Annotated in this window: 24 protein-coding genes and 1 pseudogene; 18 read left to right on the top strand and 7 right to left on the bottom strand. The window is 36.6% G+C overall.

The features are described 5' to 3' along the window. Positions 1–38: 38 nt before the first annotated feature. Positions 39–524, top strand: a complete 486-nt coding sequence (locus tag DCC35_RS06465; protein WP_175402744.1) for a DinB family protein — start codon at positions 39–41, stop codon at positions 522–524. On the opposite strand, the gene DCC35_RS06460 is transcribed toward DCC35_RS06465, so the two are convergent. Then, positions 508–1329 (bottom strand): SDR family oxidoreductase, encoded by an 822-nt coding sequence (locus tag DCC35_RS06460; protein WP_137090008.1) that lies wholly within the window; start codon positions 1327–1329, stop codon positions 508–510. The genes DCC35_RS06465 and DCC35_RS06460 overlap by 17 nt on opposite strands. 205 nt (positions 1330–1534) lie before the next feature. Between DCC35_RS06460 and DCC35_RS06455 the strand changes: the two genes are divergently transcribed. Then, positions 1535–1837, top strand: a complete 303-nt coding sequence (locus tag DCC35_RS06455) for a PepSY-like domain-containing protein (RefSeq protein ID WP_137090007.1) — start codon at positions 1535–1537, stop codon at positions 1835–1837. Positions 1838–1981: 144 nt separating this feature from the next. Here the strand turns inward: DCC35_RS06455 and DCC35_RS06450 are convergent, their stop codons facing one another. Next, on the bottom strand, positions 1982–4603 hold the full coding sequence (locus DCC35_RS06450) for a valine--tRNA ligase (RefSeq protein ID WP_137090006.1): 2622 nt from the start codon (positions 4601–4603) through the stop codon (positions 1982–1984). A 162-nt stretch (positions 4604–4765) separates the two neighbouring features. Between DCC35_RS06450 and fahA the strand changes: the two genes are divergently transcribed. From fahA to DCC35_RS06435, 3 genes are all read left to right on the top strand, one after another. Beyond that, the gene (gene fahA / locus DCC35_RS06445) at positions 4766–6046 is read left to right on the top strand and encodes a fumarylacetoacetase (RefSeq protein ID WP_137090005.1); all 1281 of its coding nucleotides are present in this window, start codon (positions 4766–4768) and stop codon (positions 6044–6046) included. A gap of 62 nt (positions 6047–6108) precedes the next feature. Then, positions 6109–7017, top strand: coding sequence for a flavin reductase family protein (locus DCC35_RS06440; RefSeq protein WP_137090004.1), 909 nt, complete (start codon positions 6109–6111; stop codon positions 7015–7017). Beyond that, on the top strand, positions 7018–7677 hold the full coding sequence (locus tag DCC35_RS06435; protein ID WP_137090003.1) for an HAD family hydrolase: 660 nt from the start codon (positions 7018–7020) through the stop codon (positions 7675–7677). A 3-nt stretch (positions 7678–7680) separates the two neighbouring features. On the opposite strand, the gene DCC35_RS06430 is transcribed toward DCC35_RS06435, so the two are convergent. Genes DCC35_RS06430 through porX form a run of 3 tightly spaced genes read right to left on the bottom strand, consistent with a single transcriptional unit; the run spans position 7681 to position 10893 of the window. Further along, positions 7681–8907, bottom strand: coding sequence for an alanine dehydrogenase (locus DCC35_RS06430; protein WP_137090002.1), 1227 nt, complete (start codon positions 8905–8907; stop codon positions 7681–7683). Beyond that, the gene (gene tsaE / locus DCC35_RS06425) at positions 8891–9334 is read right to left on the bottom strand and encodes a tRNA (adenosine(37)-N6)-threonylcarbamoyltransferase complex ATPase subunit type 1 TsaE (protein WP_137090001.1); all 444 of its coding nucleotides are present in this window, start codon (positions 9332–9334) and stop codon (positions 8891–8893) included. The genes DCC35_RS06430 and tsaE overlap by 17 nt, the downstream gene beginning before the upstream one ends. Then, entirely contained in the window at positions 9334–10893 is a 1560-nt protein-coding gene (porX, locus tag DCC35_RS06420; protein ID WP_137090000.1) for a T9SS response regulator signal transducer PorX, read from the bottom strand. The genes tsaE and porX overlap by 1 nt, the downstream gene beginning before the upstream one ends. A gap of 106 nt (positions 10894–10999) precedes the next feature. Here porX and DCC35_RS06415 point away from each other — a divergent pair, with 106 nt between their 5' ends. The 6 genes and pseudogenes from DCC35_RS06415 (at position 11000) to DCC35_RS06390 (ending at position 16669) form a co-directional block, all read left to right on the top strand. After that, positions 11000–12232, top strand: coding sequence for an HD domain-containing protein (locus DCC35_RS06415; protein WP_137089999.1), 1233 nt, complete (start codon positions 11000–11002; stop codon positions 12230–12232). Between the two features lie 20 nt (positions 12233–12252). After that, positions 12253–13275 carry a UDP-3-O-(3-hydroxymyristoyl)glucosamine N-acyltransferase gene (gene lpxD / locus DCC35_RS06410; RefSeq protein WP_137089998.1) on the top strand — a complete coding sequence of 341 codons (1023 nt, stop codon included), beginning with the start codon at positions 12253–12255 and terminating at the stop codon, positions 13273–13275. 28 nt (positions 13276–13303) lie between these two features. Then, the gene (locus DCC35_RS06405) at positions 13304–14698 is read left to right on the top strand and encodes a bifunctional UDP-3-O-[3-hydroxymyristoyl] N-acetylglucosamine deacetylase/3-hydroxyacyl-ACP dehydratase (RefSeq protein ID WP_137089997.1); all 1395 of its coding nucleotides are present in this window, start codon (positions 13304–13306) and stop codon (positions 14696–14698) included. Beyond that, positions 14695–15473 (top strand): annotated as a pseudogene (gene lpxA / locus DCC35_RS06400) (acyl-ACP--UDP-N-acetylglucosamine O-acyltransferase). The gene DCC35_RS06405 and the pseudogene lpxA overlap by 4 nt, the downstream one beginning before the upstream one ends. Positions 15474–15478: 5 nt before the next feature. After that, the gene (locus DCC35_RS06395; protein WP_137089996.1) at positions 15479–16108 is read left to right on the top strand and encodes an ABC transporter ATP-binding protein; all 630 of its coding nucleotides are present in this window, start codon (positions 15479–15481) and stop codon (positions 16106–16108) included. Between the two features lie 75 nt (positions 16109–16183). Beyond that, complete coding sequence (locus DCC35_RS06390; RefSeq protein ID WP_137089995.1) at positions 16184–16669, top strand: hypothetical protein; 486 nt, start codon at positions 16184–16186, stop codon at positions 16667–16669. Between the two features lie 82 nt (positions 16670–16751). Here DCC35_RS06390 and DCC35_RS06385 read toward each other — a convergent pair whose 3' ends face one another. Both DCC35_RS06385 and DCC35_RS06380 read right to left on the bottom strand, forming a co-directional pair. Next, positions 16752–19157 (bottom strand): endonuclease MutS2, encoded by a 2406-nt coding sequence (locus DCC35_RS06385; protein WP_137089994.1) that lies wholly within the window; start codon positions 19155–19157, stop codon positions 16752–16754. Between the two features lie 6 nt (positions 19158–19163). Continuing rightward, on the bottom strand, positions 19164–19511 hold the full coding sequence (locus tag DCC35_RS06380) for a DUF4296 domain-containing protein (protein ID WP_175402743.1): 348 nt from the start codon (positions 19509–19511) through the stop codon (positions 19164–19166). A gap of 163 nt (positions 19512–19674) precedes the next feature. On the opposite strand from DCC35_RS06380, the gene DCC35_RS06375 reads away from it, so the two are divergent. The 7 genes from DCC35_RS06375 (at position 19675) to DCC35_RS06345 (ending at position 25113) form a co-directional block, all read left to right on the top strand. Continuing rightward, the gene (locus DCC35_RS06375) at positions 19675–20553 is read left to right on the top strand and encodes a DUF58 domain-containing protein (protein ID WP_137089992.1); all 879 of its coding nucleotides are present in this window, start codon (positions 19675–19677) and stop codon (positions 20551–20553) included. Further along, positions 20546–21433, top strand: a complete 888-nt coding sequence (locus DCC35_RS06370; RefSeq protein ID WP_137089991.1) for a hypothetical protein — start codon at positions 20546–20548, stop codon at positions 21431–21433. Before DCC35_RS06375 ends, DCC35_RS06370 begins: the two co-directional genes overlap by 8 nt. Next, positions 21417–22487, top strand: coding sequence for a vWA domain-containing protein (locus DCC35_RS06365; protein ID WP_137089990.1), 1071 nt, complete (start codon positions 21417–21419; stop codon positions 22485–22487). Before DCC35_RS06370 ends, DCC35_RS06365 begins: the two co-directional genes overlap by 17 nt. Before the next feature lie 6 nt (positions 22488–22493). Beyond that, positions 22494–23165 (top strand): YggS family pyridoxal phosphate-dependent enzyme, encoded by a 672-nt coding sequence (locus DCC35_RS06360; protein ID WP_137089989.1) that lies wholly within the window; start codon positions 22494–22496, stop codon positions 23163–23165. 1 nt (position 23166) lies between these two features. Further along, on the top strand, positions 23167–23541 hold the full coding sequence (locus DCC35_RS06355; protein WP_137089988.1) for a DUF423 domain-containing protein: 375 nt from the start codon (positions 23167–23169) through the stop codon (positions 23539–23541). Between the two features lie 129 nt (positions 23542–23670). Next, positions 23671–24495, top strand: coding sequence for a CheR family methyltransferase (locus DCC35_RS06350; protein ID WP_137089987.1), 825 nt, complete (start codon positions 23671–23673; stop codon positions 24493–24495). A 24-nt stretch (positions 24496–24519) separates the two neighbouring features. Next, positions 24520–25113, top strand: coding sequence for a chemotaxis protein CheB (locus DCC35_RS06345; protein WP_137089986.1), 594 nt, complete (start codon positions 24520–24522; stop codon positions 25111–25113). Positions 25114–25130: the final 17 nt, after the last annotated feature.

Raw genomic sequence — 25130 nt, 5'->3', positions numbered from 1 at the left:
CTACAATTTTTAACTATATTTCCCAAACCGTCAAGTATATGCAAGATATTTCGATTAATAGCACAATAGTTATCCATAAAAACACCAGAAAACATATAAAAGTATTTTGGGATGCAATCAAACCTCATGATCTGGCACATATCCCTGATGGATTTAAAAATAATATATTATGGAACGTAGCCCATTGCCTGGTTACACACCAGCTATTGATTTACCAATTGAGCAATTCAAAAATGAATATTCCTGAGAAATTTATTGAAAAATACAGAAAAGGCACCAAACCGGTTAACGATGAAATAAAAGAAGAAGATGTGAACATCATAAATAACAACCTTCTATCTCAATCAGAAAAATTAGCAAAAGATTATGCTTTGCTTTCCCAAAAACAATTTAAAGAATACGAGACCAGTTATGGAGTTAAATTGAATTCGGTTGAAGATGCTATATCATTTAACAACGTACACGAAGCACTTCATCTTGGCATCATAATGTCTCAGGCTAAATATTTCAGAGAAACTTCCTGATCATTGATCTGAACAAAGGAGCAGGGGTAATTCGTTTTAAAAACAAAAGAAATGGAGCCCCTCCTCCAACAGCATACCGCAGCCTGTTTCCCTGATCAACCGCTGCCGTAAAAATCGCCTTAGCCACTTCCTCAGGACCTGAGCCGTTTCGACCAAATTCATGAATCTTAGTTAAAGAATTAGCCATGTGATTATCATATTCTTTAATGTTGCCTACTTTAATTGATTCCAATGACTCATCATAAAACCTTGTTTTTATAGCACCGGGTTCAATCAATTTGACCTTAATATTGAACGGTTTCAACTCGTAAGACAAGCTTTCTGAAAGTCCTTCGACTGCAAATTTCGTTGCATTATAAAAACTATGAAAAGGTAAAGCAACTTTACCTGCAATACTTGAAATATTGATTATTCTTCCCTCTTTTTGTTCTCTGAAATAAGGAATAATAAGCTGAGTAACGTTTATAAGACCGATAACATTAGTGTCCATTTGCTTTTTCACCTGCTTAACAGTGCCTAATTCCAACGGACCGATTAATCCGTATCCGGCATTATTTACTACCACATCGATTTTCCCAAAAGTATTCATAACATCTTTAATACACTGTTCTATTTCAGCGCGATCAGTCACATCCAACTTAAAAACTTTAACATTACTGCCTTTTTTATAATCAGGCTCCTTTTTAGGATTACGCATTGTCGCTGCCACACACCATTCTTTTGTGGCAAAAAAATTCACAGCGGCTTTTCCAATTCCTGAACTGCTACCGGTAATAAGCACTACTTTATTTTTGTGTTCCTTCATTTACACCAAACTAATTTTTTAAGACCTACAATACTATTAATTGTGCATTAAATCCACGATTTGTACAAAAATTGAAACTAAAATCTACACCTTAACTGATAAACACCCCTCCTAAATGCTCTTTAAAGCGGATTAAAGGATTTGGCATGGTTATTAAATTATTTGTAACACCATTGCAATGAAAGAATATTAAAATACTTGCAATATGAAAAAGTTAGTTTTAACAGCTGCATTAATAGGTACTTTTGAATTTGTATCTATTCAAGCTAACACGTTGGAAAAAGAAAATGTTATTTCTGAATTCAAATTCAATGATGAAATAACATACGAACAATTGCCTACTGCCATAAAAGACGCTTTTACAAAAACTTACTCAAAAGAAAGCGTAGCCAAAATTATGAAACATGATGATAACACTTATGAGATTCATGTTAAAATGGAAGAAGAAACAAAAGCATTGAAATACAAAAGTAATGGTGAACTATTAAAGGAATGGTCTGTTGAATAGTTCATTCAGTTGGTGGGGTTGATATAATTCAATCCCACCATACTATTTTGTTTCTAATGAAAATCAATTACACAGTCGTTTATCAATCAACAAAAAAGCGCCCCGGATTAAGGGCGCTTTTTACTTTAATTTTATTTATAAGGTTTATTTGAGTGAACCTAACTGATCTTCAAGAGCTTTGATTTTCGCCTCTGCATCAGCCTGTTTTTGTTTTTCCATCGAAACTACCTTCTCAGGAGCATTATTAACAAATCGTTCATTACTCAATTTCTTCATCACAGAATTAAGGAACCCTTTTGTGTATTCCAATTCTTTTTGAATTTCTTCGATTTCCTTTTCCGTATCAATTAAGCCTTCCATAGGAATAAAGAATTCATCTCCTTTAACAACAAATCCCGTCGCATTTTCAGGCTGCTCATCAACTTTTTCTATCTCATTCAGATTCGCCATTTTCTTAAGAATATCTTCAAATGGCGTATAAATACCGAAATCAGAAGATTTTATTGATAAGTTCAGACCTTCCTTAGGAGAGATTTGTTTGTTATTTCTGAAATTCCTTATCTGTGTAACAATTTCAAATATCCTTTCTGTGATCTCCAGAAGATCTTCATCTGTTTTTCCCGGTTTCGGCCAATCAGCAACGATCAAACTTTCATCTTCACCTCTTTCTTTGATCTGATGCCAGATTTCTTCTGTAATAAAAGGCATAAAAGGATGAAGCAATTTGATCACCTTCTCGAAGAAACCAATCGTAGCATCTAATGTCGCCTGGTCGATCGGTTTACCATATTCTGGTTTAATCATCTCAAGATACCAGCTACAGAAATCATCCCAGGTCAATTTATATACAACCATAAGGGCATCAGAGATCCTGAATTTTTCAAAATGATCAGTTAACTCAGCTAACGCTTTATTAAACCTCGATTCGAACCAGTCTATTGCTACTTTATTAGAAACATTGTCCAGGTTCTCATCTACTTCCCAGCCTTTAACCAGCCTGAAAGCATTCCAGATCTTATTACTGAAATTACGTCCCTGCTCAACAAGCTTTTCATCAAAAAGCAAGTCATTTCCGGCAGGAGAACTAAACAACATACCTGTTCTTACCCCGTCAGCTCCATATTGCTTGATCAGGTCTAGTGGATCAGGACTATTACCAAGAGATTTAGACATTTTTCGTCTTTGCTTATCTCTCACAATACCAGTTAAGTATACATTTTTGAAAGGTTTTTCATCCATGTACTCATATCCTGCTATGATCATTCTGGCAACCCAAAAGAATAAAATCTCTGGGGCTGTGACCAGGTCATTAGTAGGATAATAATATTTTATATCTTCATTTTCAGGATCTTTGAATCCATCAAAAACTGAAATAGGCCATAACCAGCTACTAAACCATGTATCTAATACATCTTCATCCTGTCTCAGGTCTGAAGCTGTAATCGAACTGTCTTTTTCCTGTGCAAGTTTTAATGCTTCCTCATCTGACTCAGCTACAACAAACTCTCCATTTGGTAAATAATAAGCCGGAATACGATGTCCCCACCATAACTGACGGCTTACACACCAGTCACGAACATTTTCCATCCAGCTCCTGTACATATTCTTAAATTTCGGCGGATGTAACTGAATCTCGTCATTCATTACATTGTCAAGAGCAGGCTTAGTGATTTCTTCCATTTTAAGGAACCACTGCATAGATAATTTCGGTTCTATCACTGCATCAGTTCGCTCAGAAAAACCAACACTATTTTTGTATTCTTCTACTTTCTCTAACTGACCGAGTTCTTCGATTTTTTTGGAGATCTTCTTTCTCACTATAAATCTATCTTCACCAACAAAGTGCTCAGCAGCTTCTGACATTGTCCCATCATCTGCGATTACATCTATGCTTTCAAGATTGTGCTTTATTCCCAACTCGTAGTCATTCACATCATGAGCCGGAGTAATCTTCAATGCTCCCGTACCAAATTCCATTGATACATAATCGTCCTGAATAATTGGCACTGACCTGTTCACAACCGGAACAATCACCCTTTTGCCTTTTAAATGAGCATATCTCTCATCATTAGGATTAACACACACGGCTGTATCACCTAAAATAGTTTCAGGACGGGTCGTAGCGATAGTAACATGTTCGTCACTACCTTCAATCTGGTAATTCACATAATAGAGTTTTGAATTCACCTCTTTATGTATCACCTCATCATCACTCAGAGCTGTTTTCCCTTGTGGATCCCAGTTAACCATTCTAACCCCTCGGTAAATCTTTCCTTTTTTATAAAGGTCGACAAATACCTTGATCACAGCATCCGACAGATCTTCCTCCATGGTAAACCTTGTACGGTCCCAATCACAGCTGGCGCCTAACTTTTTTAACTGCTCAAGGATGATACCACCATATTTCTCTTTCCATTCCCACGCATATTTAAGGAATTCATCTCGTGAAATACTTTTTTTATCAATACCTCTTTCCTTCAACATTGCAACCACTTTGGCTTCAGTTGCAATAGATGCATGATCTGTACCCGGAACCCAGCAGGCTTCCTTTCCTTCCATTCTTGCCTTTCTTACAAGAATATCCTGAATAGTATTATTGAGCATATGGCCCATATGTAAAACTCCTGTGACATTAGGAGGTGGAATGACCACTGTATATGGTTCTTTATCAGGTTTAGGAGTTGAATGAAAAAATTTCTTATCCATCCAGTACTGATACCATTTATCTTCGATTTCAGCAGGGTTATATTTAGCCGATATGCTCATTGTATTAGTTTAATTTCATTTTGATTGGCAAAAATAGCAAATTTCGCTCGTTTGAGTAATGTTAGGCAGGGAAAAGCGTGTATTATTATCCGGTTTTTTGTTTGAAGGATATCTCTTAATTTTACGAGATTAAAAATAATAAACAACATTAAATAAAAAACCATGAGCAAAGCAAACGATCCTAAACTCAAATCATGGGTTTCAGTTTCTAAAGACTCAGACTTTCCGATTCAAAATCTTCCTTTCGGAATTTTTGAAACTTCTTACCTTAATATAAGAGTAGGTGTTGCAATTGGTGAATATATCATAGATCTGGATTACCTTTTGGTAAATGACTTCTTTAAGGATATCGAGCTTCCAAACGATGTTTTCACTAGTACCTATCTTAACGATTTTATAGCACTTGGCAAATCTACAACCAATGCTGTGAGAGAAAGACTTTCAGAAATCTTGCAAGAAGACAACGAAGTTTTGAGAGACAGCGAAGAAATGCGAGAAAGAGCATTGATCCCAATGGAAGATGCAACCATGCATATGCCTGTTAAAGTAGGAGATTATACTGATTTCTACAGTAGTATTGAACACGCTACTAATGTCGGAACAATGTTCAGAGATCCTGACAACGCTTTATTACCTAACTGGCGTCACTTACCTGTAGGATACCATGGTAGAGCTTCTACGATCATTCCATCAGGAATACCTGTTCAAAGGCCTCTTGGTCAGACAAAAGCCCCTGATGCTGACAAACCCTCTTTTGGCCCTAGCAAAAGAATGGATTTTGAGCTAGAGATGGCTTTCATCACAGGAAAACCAACTAAAATGGGGGATTCTGTTGATGTCAATGAAGCAACTGATCACATTTTTGGAATGGTCGTTTTTAATGACTGGTCTGCCAGAGATATTCAGGTATGGGAATATCAGCCATTGGGACCATTCCTTGCTAAAAGTTTTGCTTCTTCCATTAGCCCATGGGTAGTTACGATAGAAGCACTAGAACCATTTAGAGTAGCTCAACCGCAGCAAGAACCGGAAGTACTTCCATATTTGAAATTTGAAGGTAATCATAACTTTGACATCAACCTTGAAGTTGACATCACTCCTGAAGATGGAAAACCTAAAACTGTTTGTCATTCTAATTTCAAGCACATGTATTGGAGTGTTAATCAGCAGTTAGCTCATCAGACTGTTAATGGATGTAGCATCAATGTGGGTGACATGTATGCATCAGGTACGATTTCAGGCCCAACTGAGGACTCGTATGGTTCAATGCTCGAATTAGCATGGAAAGGAACACGCCCCGTAAAACTTGATGACGGATCAGAAAGAGTATTTTTACTGGATGGTGACACCGTCACTATGAGAGGATGGTCTGAAAAAGATGGTGTGAGAATTGGTTTTGGAGAAGTAACTTCAAAGATTCTACCCGCAAGAGAAGATCAATAAAACATTTGTTTATCGGGAAGGTTTACTTCCCGTTTTACTTTTTACCTAAACTATAAACAAAAATGGCCCAGGAAGAATATCTGACAATTAAACCAGGCGATATACCGGTACCCAAATTCCACCATTATTTATTAGGATCAGTGGCTCCCAGGCCGATTGCCTTCGCTTCGACTATTGATAAAAACGGAAAGATTAATTTAAGCCCTTTTAGCTTTTTCAATGTCTTTGGTGCTAATCCTCCGATCATGATATTTTCTCCTGCCCGCAGAGGACGGGACAATACTACTAAGCACACCTTTGAAAATGTTAAAGAGGTAAAAGAAGTAGTTATAAATATCGTGAATTACGATATAGTCGAACAGATGTCTCTATCGAGTACAGAATATGATAAAGGCATAAATGAATTTGTAAAATCCGGATTAACACCAGTTGAATCAGATTTAGTAAAACCTCCTCGTGTTGGTGAATCACCAGTCGCTTTTGAGTGCAGGGTTAATGAAATCGTAGAGACCGGATCAGAGGGGGGTGCAGGTAATTTAATTATATGCGAAGTGCTCAAAATGCACATCAAAAGAGATGTTCTTGATGAAACTGAAACAATCGATCCATTCAAAATAGACCTTGTAGCCAGAATGGGCGGCAATTGGTATTGTCGAGCAAATGGAGATGCATTGTTTGAAATTGCAAAACCTCTGGCAAAAAAAGGAATCGGAGTGGACAGTCTTCCGGATCATGTAAAAAACTCTACCATCCTCACCGGAAATGACTTAGGGAAACTTGGCAATGTTGAAAAATTACCCCAACAGGAGGTTGTAGACGAGTTTGGGAAAGTGGATACTGAAATTATTTCATTAAGGGAACAGCACGCTGATCAGCCTGAGGAATATAGAAAATTTCTTCATTTATTAGCTCAAAAATACCTTGGTGCAAATGAAGTAGAAGAAGCCTGGAAAACATTATTACAGAAATAAATGTACGACATTAAGGCGGTATTATTTGATATGGATGGAGTCATGGTTGACTCCAATCCTTACCATAGAAAGGCATGGCCAATCTATGGTGAAAAAATCGGTCTGGAGATCAATGACAAGCTTATGGAAAAGCATGTTTATGGTCATACCAATCACGATGCTCTTGAAAATCTTTTTGGAAAAAAGCTTGATAAATCGCTAACTACTAAACTAGGCGAGGAAAAAGAAGCTATTTACCGTGACTTAATCAGACCGGAATTAGAGCCAGTTGACGGTCTAATCGACTTCATAAAGTTTCTGAAAGAAAAAGATATAAAAATGGCCGTTGCTAGTTCGGCTCCACGAAGCAACATTGACTTCATCCTGGACAGCTTTAATATCAAATCGGCGTTCAAAGTTATTGTAGATGGGAATATGGTTAAAAGTGGCAAACCTAACCCCGAAATTTTCCTGAAAGCAGCAGAAATGCTTGGTTTTCCTTCAGCTGAATGCCTGGTAATTGAAGATTCTCTTGCCGGAGTTGAAGCAGGGAGAAGAGCAGGCATGCCGACAGCCGGAATCACAACTACTCATTCTGAAGAAGAGTTAGCACCGGTGGCTTTTGCAGATAAAAATTTTAACGATTTTAAAGAACTGTTCTTAGAGTTATCAAATAAATAGGTTTTAAAATCTTGCTGTAATAAGCAACTCAAGATCTCTGTATCTTAAATTAAATCGTTGAGCCAGATGCTTATTTGTCAAACTACCTCGGTATGCATAAACACCTTTCATAAACCAGGGATTAGTAAAGATCATATCATCTACCCCACCTAAATCGCCCATTCTGAGTAAAATAGGCGTAAAAATATTTGAAAATGCTTCAGTTGCGGTTCTGGCAACTCTCGATGCTATATTGGGCACGCAATAATGTAAAACACCATGTTTCCTGTAAATCGGGTCATCATGAGTGGTGATTCTGCTTGTTTCAAAACAACCTCCCTGATCGATGCTGACATCAACAATTACAGAATCCTGTTTCATCCTGCTTACCATGTCATCAGTCACAACTATTTTATTTCTGCCCTTCTCAGCTCTGACTGCACCAATGACTACGTCTGCTGTTTCTAATGAACGCCCAAGTCTGACAGTATCAATAGCGGACGTAAACACTTGCTGACCCAGTGCATGTTTGATTCTTCTTAATTTATAAATTTGGTTATCATAGACTTCAATTTCAGCTCCAAGGCCGATAGCAGTTCTCGCGGCATATTCACCCACAGTCCCCGCTCCGATGATAACAACTTTAGTCGGAGGTACACCGGTAATCCCACCTAAAATTATCCCCATTCCCCGATTTACACTACTCAAATATTCTGCAGCAATAAGCATGACTGTGCTACCTGCAATTTCTGACATGGCTCTCACCACTGGCATACCGCCTACTTTGTCCTCAATGTATTCAAATCCTATGGCGGTGATCTTTTTATTTATTAATGCCTTGAGATATTCAGGAGTCTGATTACCCACTTGCATAGCAGAAAACAAAGTTTTACCCGGCTCGAGCCATTCCATTTCCTCATTCGTCAATGGCTCGACTTTCAAAATAATATCAGCTTTAAATATCTGTTTTGGATCATAACAAATCCTTGCTCCAGCTTCACTGTACTCATTATCCCCAAAATTAGATCTTTCTCCTGCTCCGGCTTCAATCAATATTTCATGACCGTTATTAACCAATAACCCAACAGCTTCAGGAGTAAGAGAAACCCGATTTTCCTGGTAGGCTGTTTCTTTTGGAATACCAATAAATAAAGACTTATGTTCCTTTTTGGTTGGTTCCGGTTTTTCCTGAGTCATCAGACCGTGCTCCCTCGAAAGTGCTTCGAGTCCCGTTTTAAGCTGTTTCGTCATGCTTAGCTATTTCTATAGTTCTGCTATCATCTAAATTAGCAATAATTTTGATGTGTATATATTTTTCAGGCCAGAAAGATGATACTTGCTCAGGCCATTCAATCAAACATCTATAGCCTGAATATAAGTATTCTTCCAACCCAATGTCAAATGCTTCACTTTCATGTTCGATCCGGTAAAAGTCAAAATGGTAAATGGTTTCCTCTTTATTTGAAGCATATTCATTCACCAGGGCAAAAGTCGGACTGCTTACCTGGTCCTCAACCTCCAGCTCATCGCATATTGCTTTTATTAATGTGGTTTTCCCTGCTCCCAGGTCTCCATCAAAAAGCCATATTTTATAATCACCGAATGCCTGCAGCAGATTAGCAGAAACATTTTTTATATCTTCTAATTTAAAATCTAATCCGGACAAATCTTTTGTCATCAGGTATTCTTAGGTTTTAACTTAATAATCGGAATTATCATTTCTTCCAAAGATACTCCTCCATGCTGAAAGGTATCATCGTAATAATTTACGTAATAATTAAATTTATTAGGATAAGCAAAAAAGTTATCCTCAATCGCGAACGCAAATGTAGAGGTAACATTTACTTTTGGCAAATAAATCTTTTCCGGATGCTTTACACTGAAAACATTCTTTTGCTCGTAATTCAGATTTTTACCTGTTTTATACCTAAGATTTGTATTAGTATTTCTGTCTCCAATGATTTTAAATGGTCTTTTCACCCTGATTGTACCATGATCAGTACTTAAAATGACCCTCCCTCCTGCAGCAGCAATTCTTTCAAGCGCTTCTAATAAAGGTGAATGTGAAAACCAGGATTGCGTAAGCGATCTATATGCCGATTCATCCGGTGCCAGTTCCTTTATCATATGCGACTCAGTTCTGGAGTGGGATAAAAGATCGACGAAATTATACACCAGTACATTCAACTGGTTATTCATTAGATTTGGAAGCTCTTTAATCAGGCTTTTTCCCTCATGAATATTTTTAATTTTATGATATGAAAACTTAGCATCGATCCTTTTTCGTTTAAGATGTTCTGCCAGGAACTTATCCTCATTATTATTCTTTCCCTCTGGTTCATCTTCACCTACCCATAGATCAGGATGCCTTTTTGACATTTCAAGTGGTAATAATCCACTAAAAATAGAATTTCTGGCATATTGAGTTGTAGTTGGTAAAATACTGTAATAGGTATCCTCCGATACAATTGAAAAATTATCATTGACCATAGGCTCAATGGTTTTCCACTGGTCATACCTTAGATTGTCAATAATAAAGAAAAACAAAGGGCTATCATCTTTCAATTCAGGAAAAACAAAATAATCCATCAGCTGATGACTAAGGACCGGACGTTCTACAGAAGGGTTATTGAGCCAGTCTTCATAATTATCTGCAATAAACGAGGCGAAATTATGATTTGCATCGGTCTTCTGAGATTCAAGCACTTCAGCCATGCTTTTATTTTCAGTTTCGTCAATCTGCATCTCCCAGTAAATCAGCTTTTTATAAATCTCTGCCCATTCTTTAAAATCCAGGTTATCACCAAAAGCCATACTGATATTTCTGAAATCCTGTTGGTACCCCATATTGGTCTTTTCAGTCACCAGTCTTTTATTGTCGAGGATCTTTTTTACCGAGAGTAATATCTGATTAGGATTGAGAGGTTTGATCAGATAATCGGCGATTTTCGAACCTATAGCCTCTTCCATTATATGTTCTTCCTCAGACTTTGTGATCATTATAACCGGAAGAGAAGGATGTTTTATTTTAATTTTCTGTAGTGTTTCCAGCCCACTCATTCCGGGCATGTTCTCATCGAGAAAGACGATATCAAAAATACTTTTACCTACTTCATCCAATGCATCAAACCCACTATTAACTCCGGTGACGTCGTAACCTTTGCTCTCTAAAAATAAGACATGCGGCTTTAATAGGTCAATTTCATCATCCGCCCATAAAATATTATACTTTTGCATTGGAAAAGACTTTATTTAAATAAAGATTTTGTTTCAACAGAACATAATACTAAGCATAATTTAACATTTTTGCGCTAAATAATTTAATTAAGGAACCGAAAGAAGATTGAAGAATAAAACCAAAATATTCAATGACCCTGTTTACGGATTTATTTCCGTTCCCTACGGTTTACCCCTGAATACAGTCGACCACCCATATTTTCAACGGCTAAGAAGAATAAAACAACTAGGACTTGCTGAATTGGTTTATCCGGGAGCTCTACATACCCGGTTTCATCATGCACTTGGTGCTTACCATCTAATGGGACTTGCCCTGCTACAGCTCAGGAATAAAGGTCATGATATTTCTGATAAAGAATTTGAAGCCTGTCAAATGGCTATTTTACTACATGATATTGGTCACGGTCCATTCAGTCATGCTCTGGAATACTCATTGATGCCTGGAATAAGACATGAAGAAATGTCAATTCAAATAATGAAGAGGCTGAACGAGGAATTCGAAGGAACTCTTGACCTTACTCTCAAGATTTTCACTAATCAATATGAACGACACTTTTTTCATGAATTAGTAAGCAGTCAGCTTGATATCGATCGGTTGGACTACTTGATGAGGGATAGCTTTTTCACCGGAGTGAGTGAAGGAACGGTAGGTTCATCAAGAATCATAAAAATGCTGGAAATAGAAAACGACAGATTAGTCGTGGAAGAAAAAGGTATCTATTCAATCGAGAATTTCCTGAATAGTCGGAGATTAATGTACTGGCAGGTTTATTTGCATAAAACCGCTGTTGCAGCCGAAAAAATGCTCATTCAAACCATTAAAAGAGCAAAATTTCTTGCCAGAACTGGAGTCGAAGTGCATTGCTCCCCTTTTCTAAAGCCTTTTTTAGAAAACAATTACACTATAGACCAAATTAAAAACAACCCTGAAATACTCAATAATTACTGCGAACTGGATGATGCTGATATTTGGAACGCAGTTAAATCATGGTCCAGGCATGAAGATAAAGTTCTTTCATCGTTGTGCAGGATGATTATCGACAGGAAACTGTTTAAAATTCAATTAAGTCCTGATCCAGTACAGGAAGGTCAGATAAAAGAAATTACAGATAAGATTCAAAAACATTTTGATATTGCTCAGCATGAAGCTGAATACCTGATAGACAATGGCAGTATGACCAACTCAGCCTATATGCCGACAAATCAACCAATTTATATCCAGACAAAAAATGGAGAGATAAAAGATGTCGCTCAGGCGTCAGATTTGCCAAATATTAAGGCTATGTCCAAAATCGTGAAAAAATATTACCTATGCTGGCCCAAATCTTTATCTTTGTAAGGATTAAAAAGTAAAATTGAATGGAATTCACTATAAATCAGGTCGCAGAATTACTAGAGGGCAGAGTTGAGGGGAATGGTGAAGAAAAAGTCTATACAATAAAGGGTATTGAAGAAGGAACAAAAGGAAGTATTTCTTTTCTCTCCAACCCGAAATATGAACCCTTTATTTATGAAACAGATTCGTCAGCAGTAATCGTAAAAGACGATTTCAAACCAAAAAAAGAAGTTAATACAACGCTAATATTCGTTGATGATCCGTATACGCGGTTCACAACTTTATTAGAACAGATACAAAAAATGATCCGTCCGGTAAAATCCGGTGTAGAATCTCCCTCATTTATTTGCGATTCTTCACAAGTAGGTGAAAATATCTACAGGGGTGCTTTCAGTTATATAGGTGAACGATGCAAGATTGGCAATAACGTCAAAATATATCCCAACAGTTATATAGGTGATGATTGTGTAGTGGGTGACAACACTGTGATTTATAGTGGCGTTAAGATTTATGGAAGGTGTCAAATTGGAAGTCAATGCACCATTCATTCAGGTGCGGTAATAGGTAGTGATGGTTTTGGATTTGCACCTCAGGAAGATGGAACTTATAAGACAATACCTCAATTGGGTAATGTTATTATAGAAGATAATGTTGATATTGGTGCCAATACGGTACTCGATCGGGCTACGTTTGATTCAACAATTGTTAAATCAGGCGTAAAGCTTGATAATTTGATACAGATAGCCCATAATGTTGTTGTCGGAAAAAACACTGTCATAGCCTCACAAGCTGGCATTAGCGGATCGACCAAAGTAGGCGAAAACTGTGTCATTGCAGGCCAGGCAGGAATAATTGGTCACCTTAAGATCGCTGATAAAACAACGATAGCTGCTCAGTCAGGTATTACAAAGTCAATAAAAGAAAAAGGTACTACCATGTTGGGTAGTCCGGCTATAGATATTCGTAATTTCAGGCAATCATTCATATATTTCAAGAAATTACCTGAATTAGCTGAGAGAATTACGAAACTTGAAAAAAAAGATTAACTTTACGCCCTCGTAGAAAATTGGGAGCATGTACACGAGACAACACACAATTAAGAACAAAGTAACTGTCAAAGGTGTCGGTTTACATACCGGTGCGATGACTAACATGACTTTTTGCCCGGCACCGCCGGATCACGGCATTAAGTTTCAGCGTGTAGACCTGGAAGAACAAACCATTATTGAGGCAGATTGTGACCTTGTTGTGGATGTTTCCAGAGGAACTACTCTTGAAAAAGACGGTGCACGGGTTCATACTATAGAACATGTCCTTTCCGCTCTTGTCGGGGAGCAGATAGACAATATCCTTATTCAATTAGATGGTCCTGAAATTCCTATTATGGATGGATCAGCTCAGCCATTTATCGAAATTCTTAGAAATGCAGAACTGGAAGAACAAGGTGCATTAAGAGACTTTTTCGAGGTACCGGAAGGAATCTTCTATAGAGACCACGAAAAAAATGTAGAAATGGCTGCACTTCCGCTGGATGATTATAGAGTGACTGTAATGGTCGACTATAATTCTCCTGTTCTTGGTAGTCAGCATGCCTCTTTAAATGATATAAGTCAATTTGCAGAAGAGATTGGCTCTTGCAGAACTTTTTGCTTTTTACATGAGCTGGAAATGCTGCATAGTCAGAACCTGATTAAAGGTGGAGACCTTAGTAATGCTATTGTTATTGTTGACAAAGTTGTTGATGACAATGAACTGGATCATTTAGCGGGACTTTTCAATAAAGAAAAAGTTGCAGTTAAAGAGGAAGGTATTCTGAACAATGTCGATCTTAGATATAAAAACGAACCTGCAAGACACAAATTACTCGATGTAGTTGGTGACCTTGCCCTGGTTGGTAAACCTATTAAAGCTCAGATACTTGCAGCCAGACCGGGTCATGCTTCAAACGTTGCTTTTGCTAAAAAACTTAAGCGACTGATGGAATCAACAACGAATAATAATATTCCTAAATACAACCCGAAATTACCTCCTGTTCTTGATATAAATCAGATATCTAATACTTTACCTCACAGATTCCCGTTTTTACTGGTAGATAAAATTTACCATCTGGATGAATCCAGTGTTGCCGGTATTAAAAATGTAACCATTAATGAACCATTCTTTCAGGGGCACTTCCCCAATAATCCTGTATTCCCGGGAGTATTACAGATTGAAGCAATGGCTCAGGTAGGGGGGATTCTCGTACTCAATACCGTTCCTGATCCGGAGAATTACTGGACCTATTTCCTTGGAGTGGAAAATTGCAAATTCAGAAAAATGGTTCTTCCGGGGGATACTATCATTATTGAGTGTAAATTAATTGGTCAAATAAGAAGAGGCATCGCAAAAATGTCTGGTAAAGCCTATGTAGGTAATAACCTTGTTTGTGAAGCGACAATGACCGCAAGTATAGTTAAAAAAGATTCATGAGTAAAAACCTAGCCTATATTCATCCTAATGCAAAAGTTGGAGATAATGTAACCGTCTCTCCTTTTGTAACAATCGAAGATAACGTAGAAATTGGTGATGGAACCTGGATTGGTCCCAATGCGACCATAATGTCCGGTTCAAGAATAGGGAAAAACTGTAAGATTTTTCCGGGAGCGGTTATTGGTGCTGTTCCCCAGGATTTGAAATTCAAGGGAGAGAAAACTCTTGCAGTAATAGGTGACAATACAGTGGTTAGAGAATGCGTAACTATAAACAGAGGAACCGTAGATAGAGGTGAGACAAAAGTAGGATCAAATTGCCTTCTTATGGCTTATGTTCATTTGGCTCATGATTGTCTTGTAGGAGATAATTGTATTATTGCTAACGCAGTTCAGGTGGCAGGACACGTAGAAGTAGATAATTATGCAATTATCGGAGGGGCAAGTGCCATTCATCAATTCGCTAAAGTAGGCGCCCATGTAATGGTGTCAGGGGGTCATTGGTCAGGAAAGATATCCCTCCTTTTGTTACGGCTGGAAGAGAACCTATAAGTTATTGCGGAGTTAATTCAGTAGGACTTCGAAGACGCGGTTTTGACAACGAAAAGATCAACGAGATTCAGGAAATCTATAGAATAATATACCAGAAAGGACTTAACAGGTCAAGGTCTATTGATCAAATCAGACTGGAGATTCCTGCAAGTAAAGAAAGAGATTACATCATTAATTTCATATCCGGTTCTGACCGTGGGATTATGAAAGGATATGGCGTCTAACCCCTATGACGACACCCAAAATTTCCTGTAAGAGTATCAGTAAAAAATATTTAAGACAGTGGATTTTCCGTGGCCTCAGCTACACATTCGAGTCCGGAAAATCGTACGCTATTACTGGCAATAATGGTTCAGGAAAAAGTACTCTTATAAAAATTTTATCGGGTTCTGTTTTACCAACAAAGGGAAAGGTTGATTATATACAAGAGGATGGAAATATCATTTCCGACGATAAAGTTTTTGAAAAAATTGTATACGCTGCTCCATATTTTGACCTGATAGAAGAATTCACTCTATTAGAAGCTTTAGAATTTCACTTTTCTTTTAAACCGGTAGTTAGAAATCTTGACCTAATGAGGCTTCCGGAAAAAATGCTTTTGGATGGTGCCCAGAATAAAGCCATCAAACATTTTTCTTCGGGAATGAAACAGCGTTTAAAGCTGGGGTTAGCATTTTATAGCGATGTTCCTGTAATGTTTCTTGACGAGCCGTGTTCTAATCTTGACGAAACAGGTATCAATTGGTACAAAGAAGAAATATTAAAAATCCACAATGAACGTCTGATAATCGTATCATCTAATCAAAAATTTGAATATGAATTTGTTGATTTTGTTTTAAATGTGATGGATTATAAATAATTTTAGGTTTTATACCCTATTGAATTTTAAACTAAAGACACTATATTTATAGAATATTTTTTAACTAAGCATCATATGAAAAAGAATTTAACCATTTTATTAGGACTATTTTTATCTCTCACTGTAGTGTTATCAAGTTGCGATAAGAATGGAGATAATCCTAAACCTGCAGATGAAGTAAGAACAGAATTATTATCAAACGGAGCATGGAATCTTCAAACTGCAACAAGAAATAGTAGCGAGGATGTTACTGGTTCATATTCAGGTATGACAGTTACATTTAACGATAACAAAACTTATGTTGCTACTTACACAAGTGCAACTCCAAACGAGCTTTATACTACTTGGCCAGTGTCAGGAAACTGGGATTATGCAGACAACAATGGAACTCCTGATATCAATACGATTATCAGAAATCCTTCTGTGAGCGGTGGTGTTGAAATGAACCTATCAAATGTTACTGAAAATACATTGACAGTATCATTTACAATATCTGACCCTCCATCTGGAGCAAAAATGATGGGGATCTCAGGAAACTTTGTATTTGAGTTTACGAGATAATTAAAGACATTTAATATAATAAAAAGGGAGCTATTATTTGAAATAGCTCCCTTTTTTATACTTAATAAAGGATATATTAAGATTAGCCGAGCTTGACAATCGTTATCCCGGCACCGCCTCTGTCAGCATGTTCATCTCTGTAAGACTTGACAAAACTCATGTTCCCAAGTTGATTCCTTACGAAGTCTTTAAGAACTCCATTACCTTTTCCATGCAGAATCCTGACTTCTTTAATTCCAAACATATGAGCATCATCCATAAAGCTCTCTACAACATTAAATGCCTCCTCTACCCTTTTACCTCTAATATCTAGTTCTGAATTGAATTCAGCTAACCGTTGATTCATATTTAAGGATTGATAAACTCCTCCACCACTAAATTTTTTCTCTCGTTCTTGCTTTCTGGCACTACGCTTTGAAACTTTTTCCAGTCGGTTTAATTTTATAGTAGTCTGTAATTGTCCGACTGCTACAGTTGCGTCCTTACCTTTGAGCGACATTACCTCTCCTGTTGCCTCCTGACCTTTAATTCTTACTGAATCACCTACATTAATTGGGCCTTCTTCAACATCATACCCTTCAACTTCAGTTTCTTTTGGTTGTTCTTTAACTTTTAGTTTACTCTCTTTTTCTGATAACTTTTGGCGAGCCTCTTTAGTAGCCTCTTTTTCAGCATTAACTTCTTTGATTCTTCTGATCGTATTTTCAATTTCTTTATTAGCCTCCTTAATTAGCCTTTTTGCTTCTGCTTTGGCTTCGTTAATGTACTTCTTTCGGTTTGCCTCAAGATTTGATTCCTTATCGCGGAAGCTTTGTAATTGACTGGAAAGATCTTTTTTAAGTTTGCTATTTTCTGCAACTAATTGTGAAAAAGAGAGCCTTTCTTTCTCAAGCTGATGAAGTAATTCCTCCATATTTACAGTTTCTTCTCCCAGAAGTGACTTTGCTTTTTCAATAACTGATTTAGGAATACCTGTTTTAGATGCGATTTCAAAGGCAAAAGAACTACCTGGCTTTCCTTGTTCAAGCATGTAAAGGGGTTCGAGTTTTTGTTGATCAAACAACATGCTTCCATTAATCAAACCTTCGGTTGATTCTGCCCTTGCTTTCAGGTTTCCATAATGGGTAGTTATCACTCCATATGCTAATGATTTTAATAATTCTTCAAGAATCGACTCTGCGATGGTTCCTCCAAATTTCGGCTCGGTACCTGTTCCGAATTCGTCAATTAAAAACAATGTTCTCTTTCCACAGAATTTGAGGAAATGGGACATATTTTTAAGATGAGAACTGTATGTACTTAAATCATTTTCAATTGACTGTTCATCCCCAATGTCAGCAAAAATATCTCTGAATAAAGGAAAAGTACTTCCTTCTCCAACTGGAACCAATAACCCACATTGCAACATATATTGGATGACACCCATTGTTTTAAGAGCAACTGATTTACCTCCGGCATTCGGGCCACTTATTATTAAAATCCGTTGATCTCTTTCAAGGTGAACTGTGAGTGGACGCACCGGCTTTTCTGATCCCTGGTGAGTTAATAATAATACAGGGTTAAATCCATCAACGATTTCAAGTTTACCATCCTTATTGATGCCCGGATAAACAGCTTCCAGTGTTTGAGCTAACCTTGCTTTAGACCGAATAAAATCTAATAACCCGATGTATTTTATTATTTGTCCCAGATCCTCAAAGAAGGGACTGAATTGCTCTGTTAAAGAAGTTAATATTCTAATTACCTCCCTTCTCTCCCGTAGCTGTAAATCTCTGATATCATTATTAATCTCCAGTACTTCGGTCGGTTCCATGAATACAGTTTGTCCGGTCGAAGATTCATCATGAACAAACCCCTTTAAAACTCTTTTATATTCTGCCTGAACCGGTATCACCATTCTGCCTCCTCTCACTGTCAGAGTCATGCCTTCTGGTATGAATCCCTGTTTGTCAGCATCAGACATCACCCTGTTTAATACCTTCCTGGCTTTTACCTCAGCATCGATCAGATCCTTTCGGATCAGGTTTAATTCTTTGCTGGCAGTATTTCTTACAGTACCTTTTTCATCAATAGCCCTTTCAACCTCTTTAAAGAGATGTCGGGGAATGTTTAAATTCTCGCCTAACCTCTTTAAAGAAGGAAATTCCTCACTTTGTGATTCAAAAAAAGTGAGTAATGACAAAGATTTAGATAAATATTGTACCAGTTGAAGTAATTCGATGGCTTCGAGCCATGCCCCGGATAATTTTATTTTATTAATAAATGGAGAAATCTCTATACCATCTGCAAGATCAATCACCACACCTTCCTCCAAAAGCATCTTATACTCATTAGTTTGAGTAAGCATTTTAGATACATCATTTTTATGGTGGGAAAATCTGATCTTGTCAACAAATTCCTTCCCTGCTTTAGTTTTGCACCCTTCTGATAGTGTTTTGCGGATATATTGAAATCCTAATTTCTCTTCTAGATTTTGGGGATATAGCATTAAATATTATTCTAATTTTTGTTCTTCAAGAGTCAAACTGTCTATTACAGCATTAGTTACGTCTTTCAATTCATCAGGGTTTTTGAGGTACCATTGGTAGGATTCGAAATAAGTCGTCGAATCGACGCCGAAACGTTCAAAAATAGAGTCTTCATAGATTTTAAATACTGTTCTTTGAGAATCTACTGACCCGGAAACATAATTGACCTCGCTATCAAGAATGTACAATTCCTTTTGAATTGAAATCATTTTTTCCTTATCAATAAGATTTTCAGGCTTGTCTTCCGAATTATCTTCAGAACAAGAACCAAATGAAAGGAAAATTAACGTCAGAAATAAATATTGTAACTTCATATGGTTCAAATTTCCTTTTTTTATATTGTAAATCCCCATAATTCTATTTTCATTTTACATTTTTTAACGTTGCTAAAATCAATAAAATAGTAACTTTAGCGCCAATTATCCATTTATAATGAATACATTCGTACTGTCGATAATCCGGAAAATCAAATAACGTATGCGCGAATTAATAAAAAAGCTACGTAAATACGAGATACAAATAAGAAAGGCAATAAACACCCAATTGCAGGGTGACTTTAAGTCTGTATTCAAAGGTTCCGGATTGGAATACGATGATGTCAGGCAGTACCAGTATGGTGACGATGTTCGAACCATCGATTGGAGAGTGAGTGCAAAAGGTCATGGCACTTTTGTTAAAACTTATGTTGAAGACAAAGAACAGATAGTTTACTTCATCATCGACGTCAGTGGCTCTCAGGATATAGGCTCCAGAGATCAAACTAAATTAGAAATCTGTAAAGAGATTACGGGTGTCCTCGCAATGGCTGCATCACGGGAAGCCAGTAAGGTTGGGCTCATAGCATTTTCAGATAGGAAAGAATTATATTTTAAACCTTTAAGAGGTCAAAATCATATTTATCAATTGATCAAAAGCCTTTTTACTTTAAAACCTAAGTCTTCACAAACTGATCTTGATGCTGCTTTTAAGTACACATTAAATCATTTGAAAAAGAAGAGTGTGGTTTTTCTGATTTCGGATTTTATTGACGAAAACTATCAGCATACATTAAAAGGGTTAGCTAGAAAGCACGATGTGATTGCCGTACATGTTTCTGATAGAAGAGAACGAAAAATGCCTAAACTGGGTATAGTTCCGGTACACGATAAAGAAACAGGTAAAACTAAATGGATAAATTCTTCTTCTTCATTTTTCAGAACGCACATTGCCAAAAGATTTGAAAGGCAGTCTGAAGAATTGCAGGATTTTTCCAATAAGCATCAGATTAATTACGTGCATATAGATACAAAAGAAAACTACGTGCCCAAACTTATTCAATTGTTTAATATCAGAAATCAAACTTTTAAGCGTGGCTAATTTTTTTAGGTACATCTTATTATTTCTCATGCTGGGCTATAATGTCATCGCTCAGGATATTACCTACGAAGGATACTTTCGAAGTGATAGTGTTAAGGCTGGAATGCCCCTCGAATACGTGCTAAATATTAAGTACCCTAAAGATTATGATGTTCTTTTACCGGATACAACTCATAATTTTGGTGACTTTATATTAACGGGAAGAAATTTTTATCCCACGGTATCTGATTCTATTTATAGCTATGATAGTGTAGTGTACCAGTTGACGAGTTTTAGTATAGAAAATATTCAGACCTTAAGTGTTCCCATTAAATATTATGCAGAAAGTGATAGTGGGTTAATTAATACAGAAAATGACACGCTTTATTTTGTAGAATATATTCCGGTCGTTTCCGATACGCTGAATGTTAAAGAGAATACTGCATTACAACCACTAAAAGAACTTGTGAATTATCCTATCATAACACTAATTGCATTCTTAGCGGTTATTATCATCATCACTTTAATCATTGTATTGGCCAAACCAATAAAAACTGCATTAAGGAGATGGGTACTTAAAAGAAAATATAACAAACTAAAAAATAAATTTCTCAAAACGGAATTCAGTGATAAGCATGAAGCTTCTAAAAAGCTTGCAATATGGAAAAGCATGCTTGAAGTATCGACTGAACTTCCGGTTCCTGCATTTACCACTGATGAAATAATTAAATTCTCTGAAACTTCAAAAGTGGAAAACGAATTGAGATCAATTGATAGATATATCTACAGTAATAAAAAGCAGGATTCTAATCTCAATAATGATTTTCTGACTCTGGCAGAACTATCAGATCAAATTTTAGAACAAAAGTTACAGCGATTAGGTAATGAAAGAAGGAGATAAATTAACAGAAACCCCATGGTATTCACTGGAGTGGTTTGATCCGGAAAAATTCCCTTTGATTGGATCAGGTGAATATTTTGACTGGAAAAATGAATGGGTATTCTATTTTTTACTTCTCATACCTGTCATTCTTGCCGTTATTCCATTTTTAAGAAAAAGGATCCAAACTCTGGAAATCGCATTACCAAAAAAAGATGTGGGAACGGATTTTACATCTTATTTGAGGTTCATTCCGACTATCCTGCTTATTCTATCATTTTTTTGTATGGTTATCGCATTAGCCAGGCCTCAAAAAACTAATGAAAGAGTAGAGCAATGGTCTGAAGGGATCGACATTATGTTGCTTCTGGATATTTCGGAATCAATGAAGATTCAGGACCTAAAGCCTAACAGGCTTGAAGCTGCTAAGCAAACTGCCCTGGATTTTATCGATGGCAGAAATCAGGATAGAATAGGAATTGTGATTTTTGCAGGTGAGGCGTTTACCCTTGCCCCAATGACAACTGACTATGATCTACTTAGATCAGAGATAAAAGACATCACTTTTAGCAAAATCAGAAAAAGTGGGACAGCTATTGGCCTTGCCCTGGGCATGGGAATTAACAGAATGAAAGAATCTGAGGCTAAATCAAAGGTATTCATTCTCTTGAGTGACGGGGACAATACTGCAGGTAATATTGACCCTAAAACCGCTGCTCAATTTGCTGCGGGTTATGATATTAAGATGTACACCATTGCAATTGGTCGTGAAGGAAGAGTAAGATACGGTACCGACAATTTTGGGCAACCATATTATGTAGAAAACAGTATCGATGAGACCACGCTAAGAATGATTGCAGAAATTGGAAATGGTGAATTTTTTCGTGTTGAAAATAATAAAGGACTCCAAAGGGTGTTTAATACAATTGATGAGCTTGAAAAAGCCAAAATCTACGAAAATCGTTACAAAAATACCTTCGACTATTATTTCGTATATCTTTACTGGGCCTTAGCTTTGTTCCTTTGTTGGTTATTAACTAAAATAACTATCTTTTCGAACATCTTAGTGGATTGATATTTTATGGCGGTACTCTTAGATAATTATAAAAAAATACAAGAAGAAATTGGTGAAGACGTTGTGCTCGTTGCAGTAAGTAAAACGAAGCCAAAAGAAGATATACAGTCTTTTTATGACGATGGACACCGGGTCTTCGGGGAAAATAAAGCCCAGGAATTAAAAGAAAAGCACGAAGAACTTCCCAAAGATATTAAATGGCACATGATAGGCCATTTACAAAGAAATAAAGTAAAATACATCGCTCCTTTTGTTGATCTGATCCATTCTGTTGATAGTAAAAGACTTGCTAAAGAAATAAACAAACAAGGCAGAAAGAATGAAAGAACAATCAACTGCCTTCTCCAGGTACACATTGCTGAAGAAGAATCTAAATTTGGATTCGATGAAGACGAAATTTTAGAGATTATCAAAAGTGGTGAATTTGATGAATATAATAATATTAAAATCGTCGGATTAATGGGTATGGCAACTTTCACTGAAGATACTGATCAGATCAGAAAAGAATTTAAATCCCTAAAAGGAATTTTTGATAGAATTTCCTCGCTTGAATCTGATGCTAATATCGAAATGAAATATCTTTCAATGGGGATGAGTAATGATTTCAACATTGCTATTGAAGAAGGATCTAACATGATCAGGGTAGGAAGTAAAATTTTTGGAGAACGAAATACCTGATATGCAAAAAACAATATTAGCTATAGCCGGCCTTTCAGGAATGATTGCAGTAGGACTTGGAGCATTTGGAGCACACAAGCTTGAACCGATCCTGATGGCTAATGAAACTCTCGACACATACCAGACTGCGTCAGACTATCACTTCTATCATACTTTTTTATTAATAGTTATAGGTCTGTTAAGCAGGCGAATCCCCAAAAAATACATTAAAGCCACCTTTTTATTTACCCTGATAGGTATGATAATTTTTTCAGGCTCCCTCTATATTTACTCACTCAATGGTATTAAAACTTTTGCAATAATTACTCCAATAGGTGGCGTTTCACTTATAATTGGATGGATTGTATTTATCATAGCTGTCTTTTTCAAAAAATAACTTACATCGAAACGGTTAATTCCAATTTTATTCCTAGTTTTCAGTAAATTTTTACGGTTAGTAAAGCAATGAGTGTTTACTTTTTAGGTAATTCTGATATAAACACCTGAAGTCTGTTAAGTGATTGGAATGCAAGAAATAGAAATAGCTAATTTAAGGAAGCTAACGGAAGTTGTCAAAGCTACTTATAATTATGATTTCACGAATTATGCAATGTCTTCTTTTAAAAGAAGAATCAGCAGGGTATTGGATTTATTCAATTTTCAATCTGTTGATGCATTGATAAGCAAAGTGGAATCAGACCCTAAGTTTTTTGAGTCTTTCGTTCAGGAAATCACAGTAAATGTTACTGAGATGTTCAGAGATCCTTCATTTTGGAGGTTACTCAGGGAAGATATTGTACCCAACTTACTTTTGAATCATTCTAGTATTAACATTTGGCATGCAGGATGCTCTTCAGGAGAAGAGGTATATTCCATGTGTATGTTACTAAATGAAATGGGGATCCTGGATAAATCAAAGATCATTGCTACTGATCTTGATAAAGGGATTCTTGAAAGAGCTCGTTCTGGTAGATATAAGCTCAAAAATATGGAGCTTCATGAAAAGAACTATATCAGGTTTCAGGGTACACATTCTATTAAAGACTACTATACGATCAAAGGTGATGAGATTCAAATGAATCCTGAACTGGTAAGAAATGTTAGCTGGAGAGAACATGACCTGGTCAATGGTCCTGTTTTCAATAAATTTGACCTTGTTTTATGTAGAAATGTAATGATTTATTTTAATCAGAATCTGCAAAACGAGGTACTTAAGAAAATACATGAATCAATGTTCAAGTATGGTTACCTGGCAATAGGAAGTAAAGAATCTTTGATCTGGTGCGAGATAGCAAACAAATTTATTGTTGTTAACAATGAAGAAAAAATTTATAAAAAAATAAAAGAATAATCGGCGGATCTTGAATCAAATACTATGAAAAAGTACGATTTAAGCGATAAATATAAAGCCATAGTTATCGGAGGATCTGCCGGAAGTTTTCAGGGTGTAGTTAAGATTTTATCAAATATCCCTGAAAATTTTAAGTTGCCGATTATCATGTGTTTGCATAGACTCAAACATGTGAGAAATGGTTTTGTAGAGGCCTTGAGTATAAAAAGTGTAAAACCGGTACATGAACCATTTGATAAAGAAAGTATAAAGCGAGGAAGAGTTTACCTGGCTCCGGCCAATTATCATCTTCACATTGAGCTCGGTCATACGTTTGCTTTATCAACTGACAGACTGGAAAATAATTCCAGACCGGCAATAGACATCACTTTAGAAACAGCCGCTTATGTTTATAAAGAAAAGCTGATTGGTATCCTGCTCTCCGGGGCAAACAAAGACGGAGCAAAAGGGATGAAGCGGATCAAAGACAGAGGTGGATTGACAATTATACAAGATCCGTCAACTTGTATGATTGATACAATGCCTACAGCGGCAAAAAACATGACGGAAATTGATTACTCATTAGATATTGATGAGATCATTAATTTTTTGAAACAATTGGACAGTCAGTATAAATGATTTGATTATTTAGCTGC

It is taken from the genome of Mangrovivirga cuniculi, assembly GCF_005166025.1.
Lineage (GTDB): Bacteria > Bacteroidota > Bacteroidia > Cytophagales > Cyclobacteriaceae > Mangrovivirga > Mangrovivirga cuniculi.
Note: the sequence above shows the minus strand (reverse complement) of the source record. Positions and strands in the feature narration are given on the sequence as shown.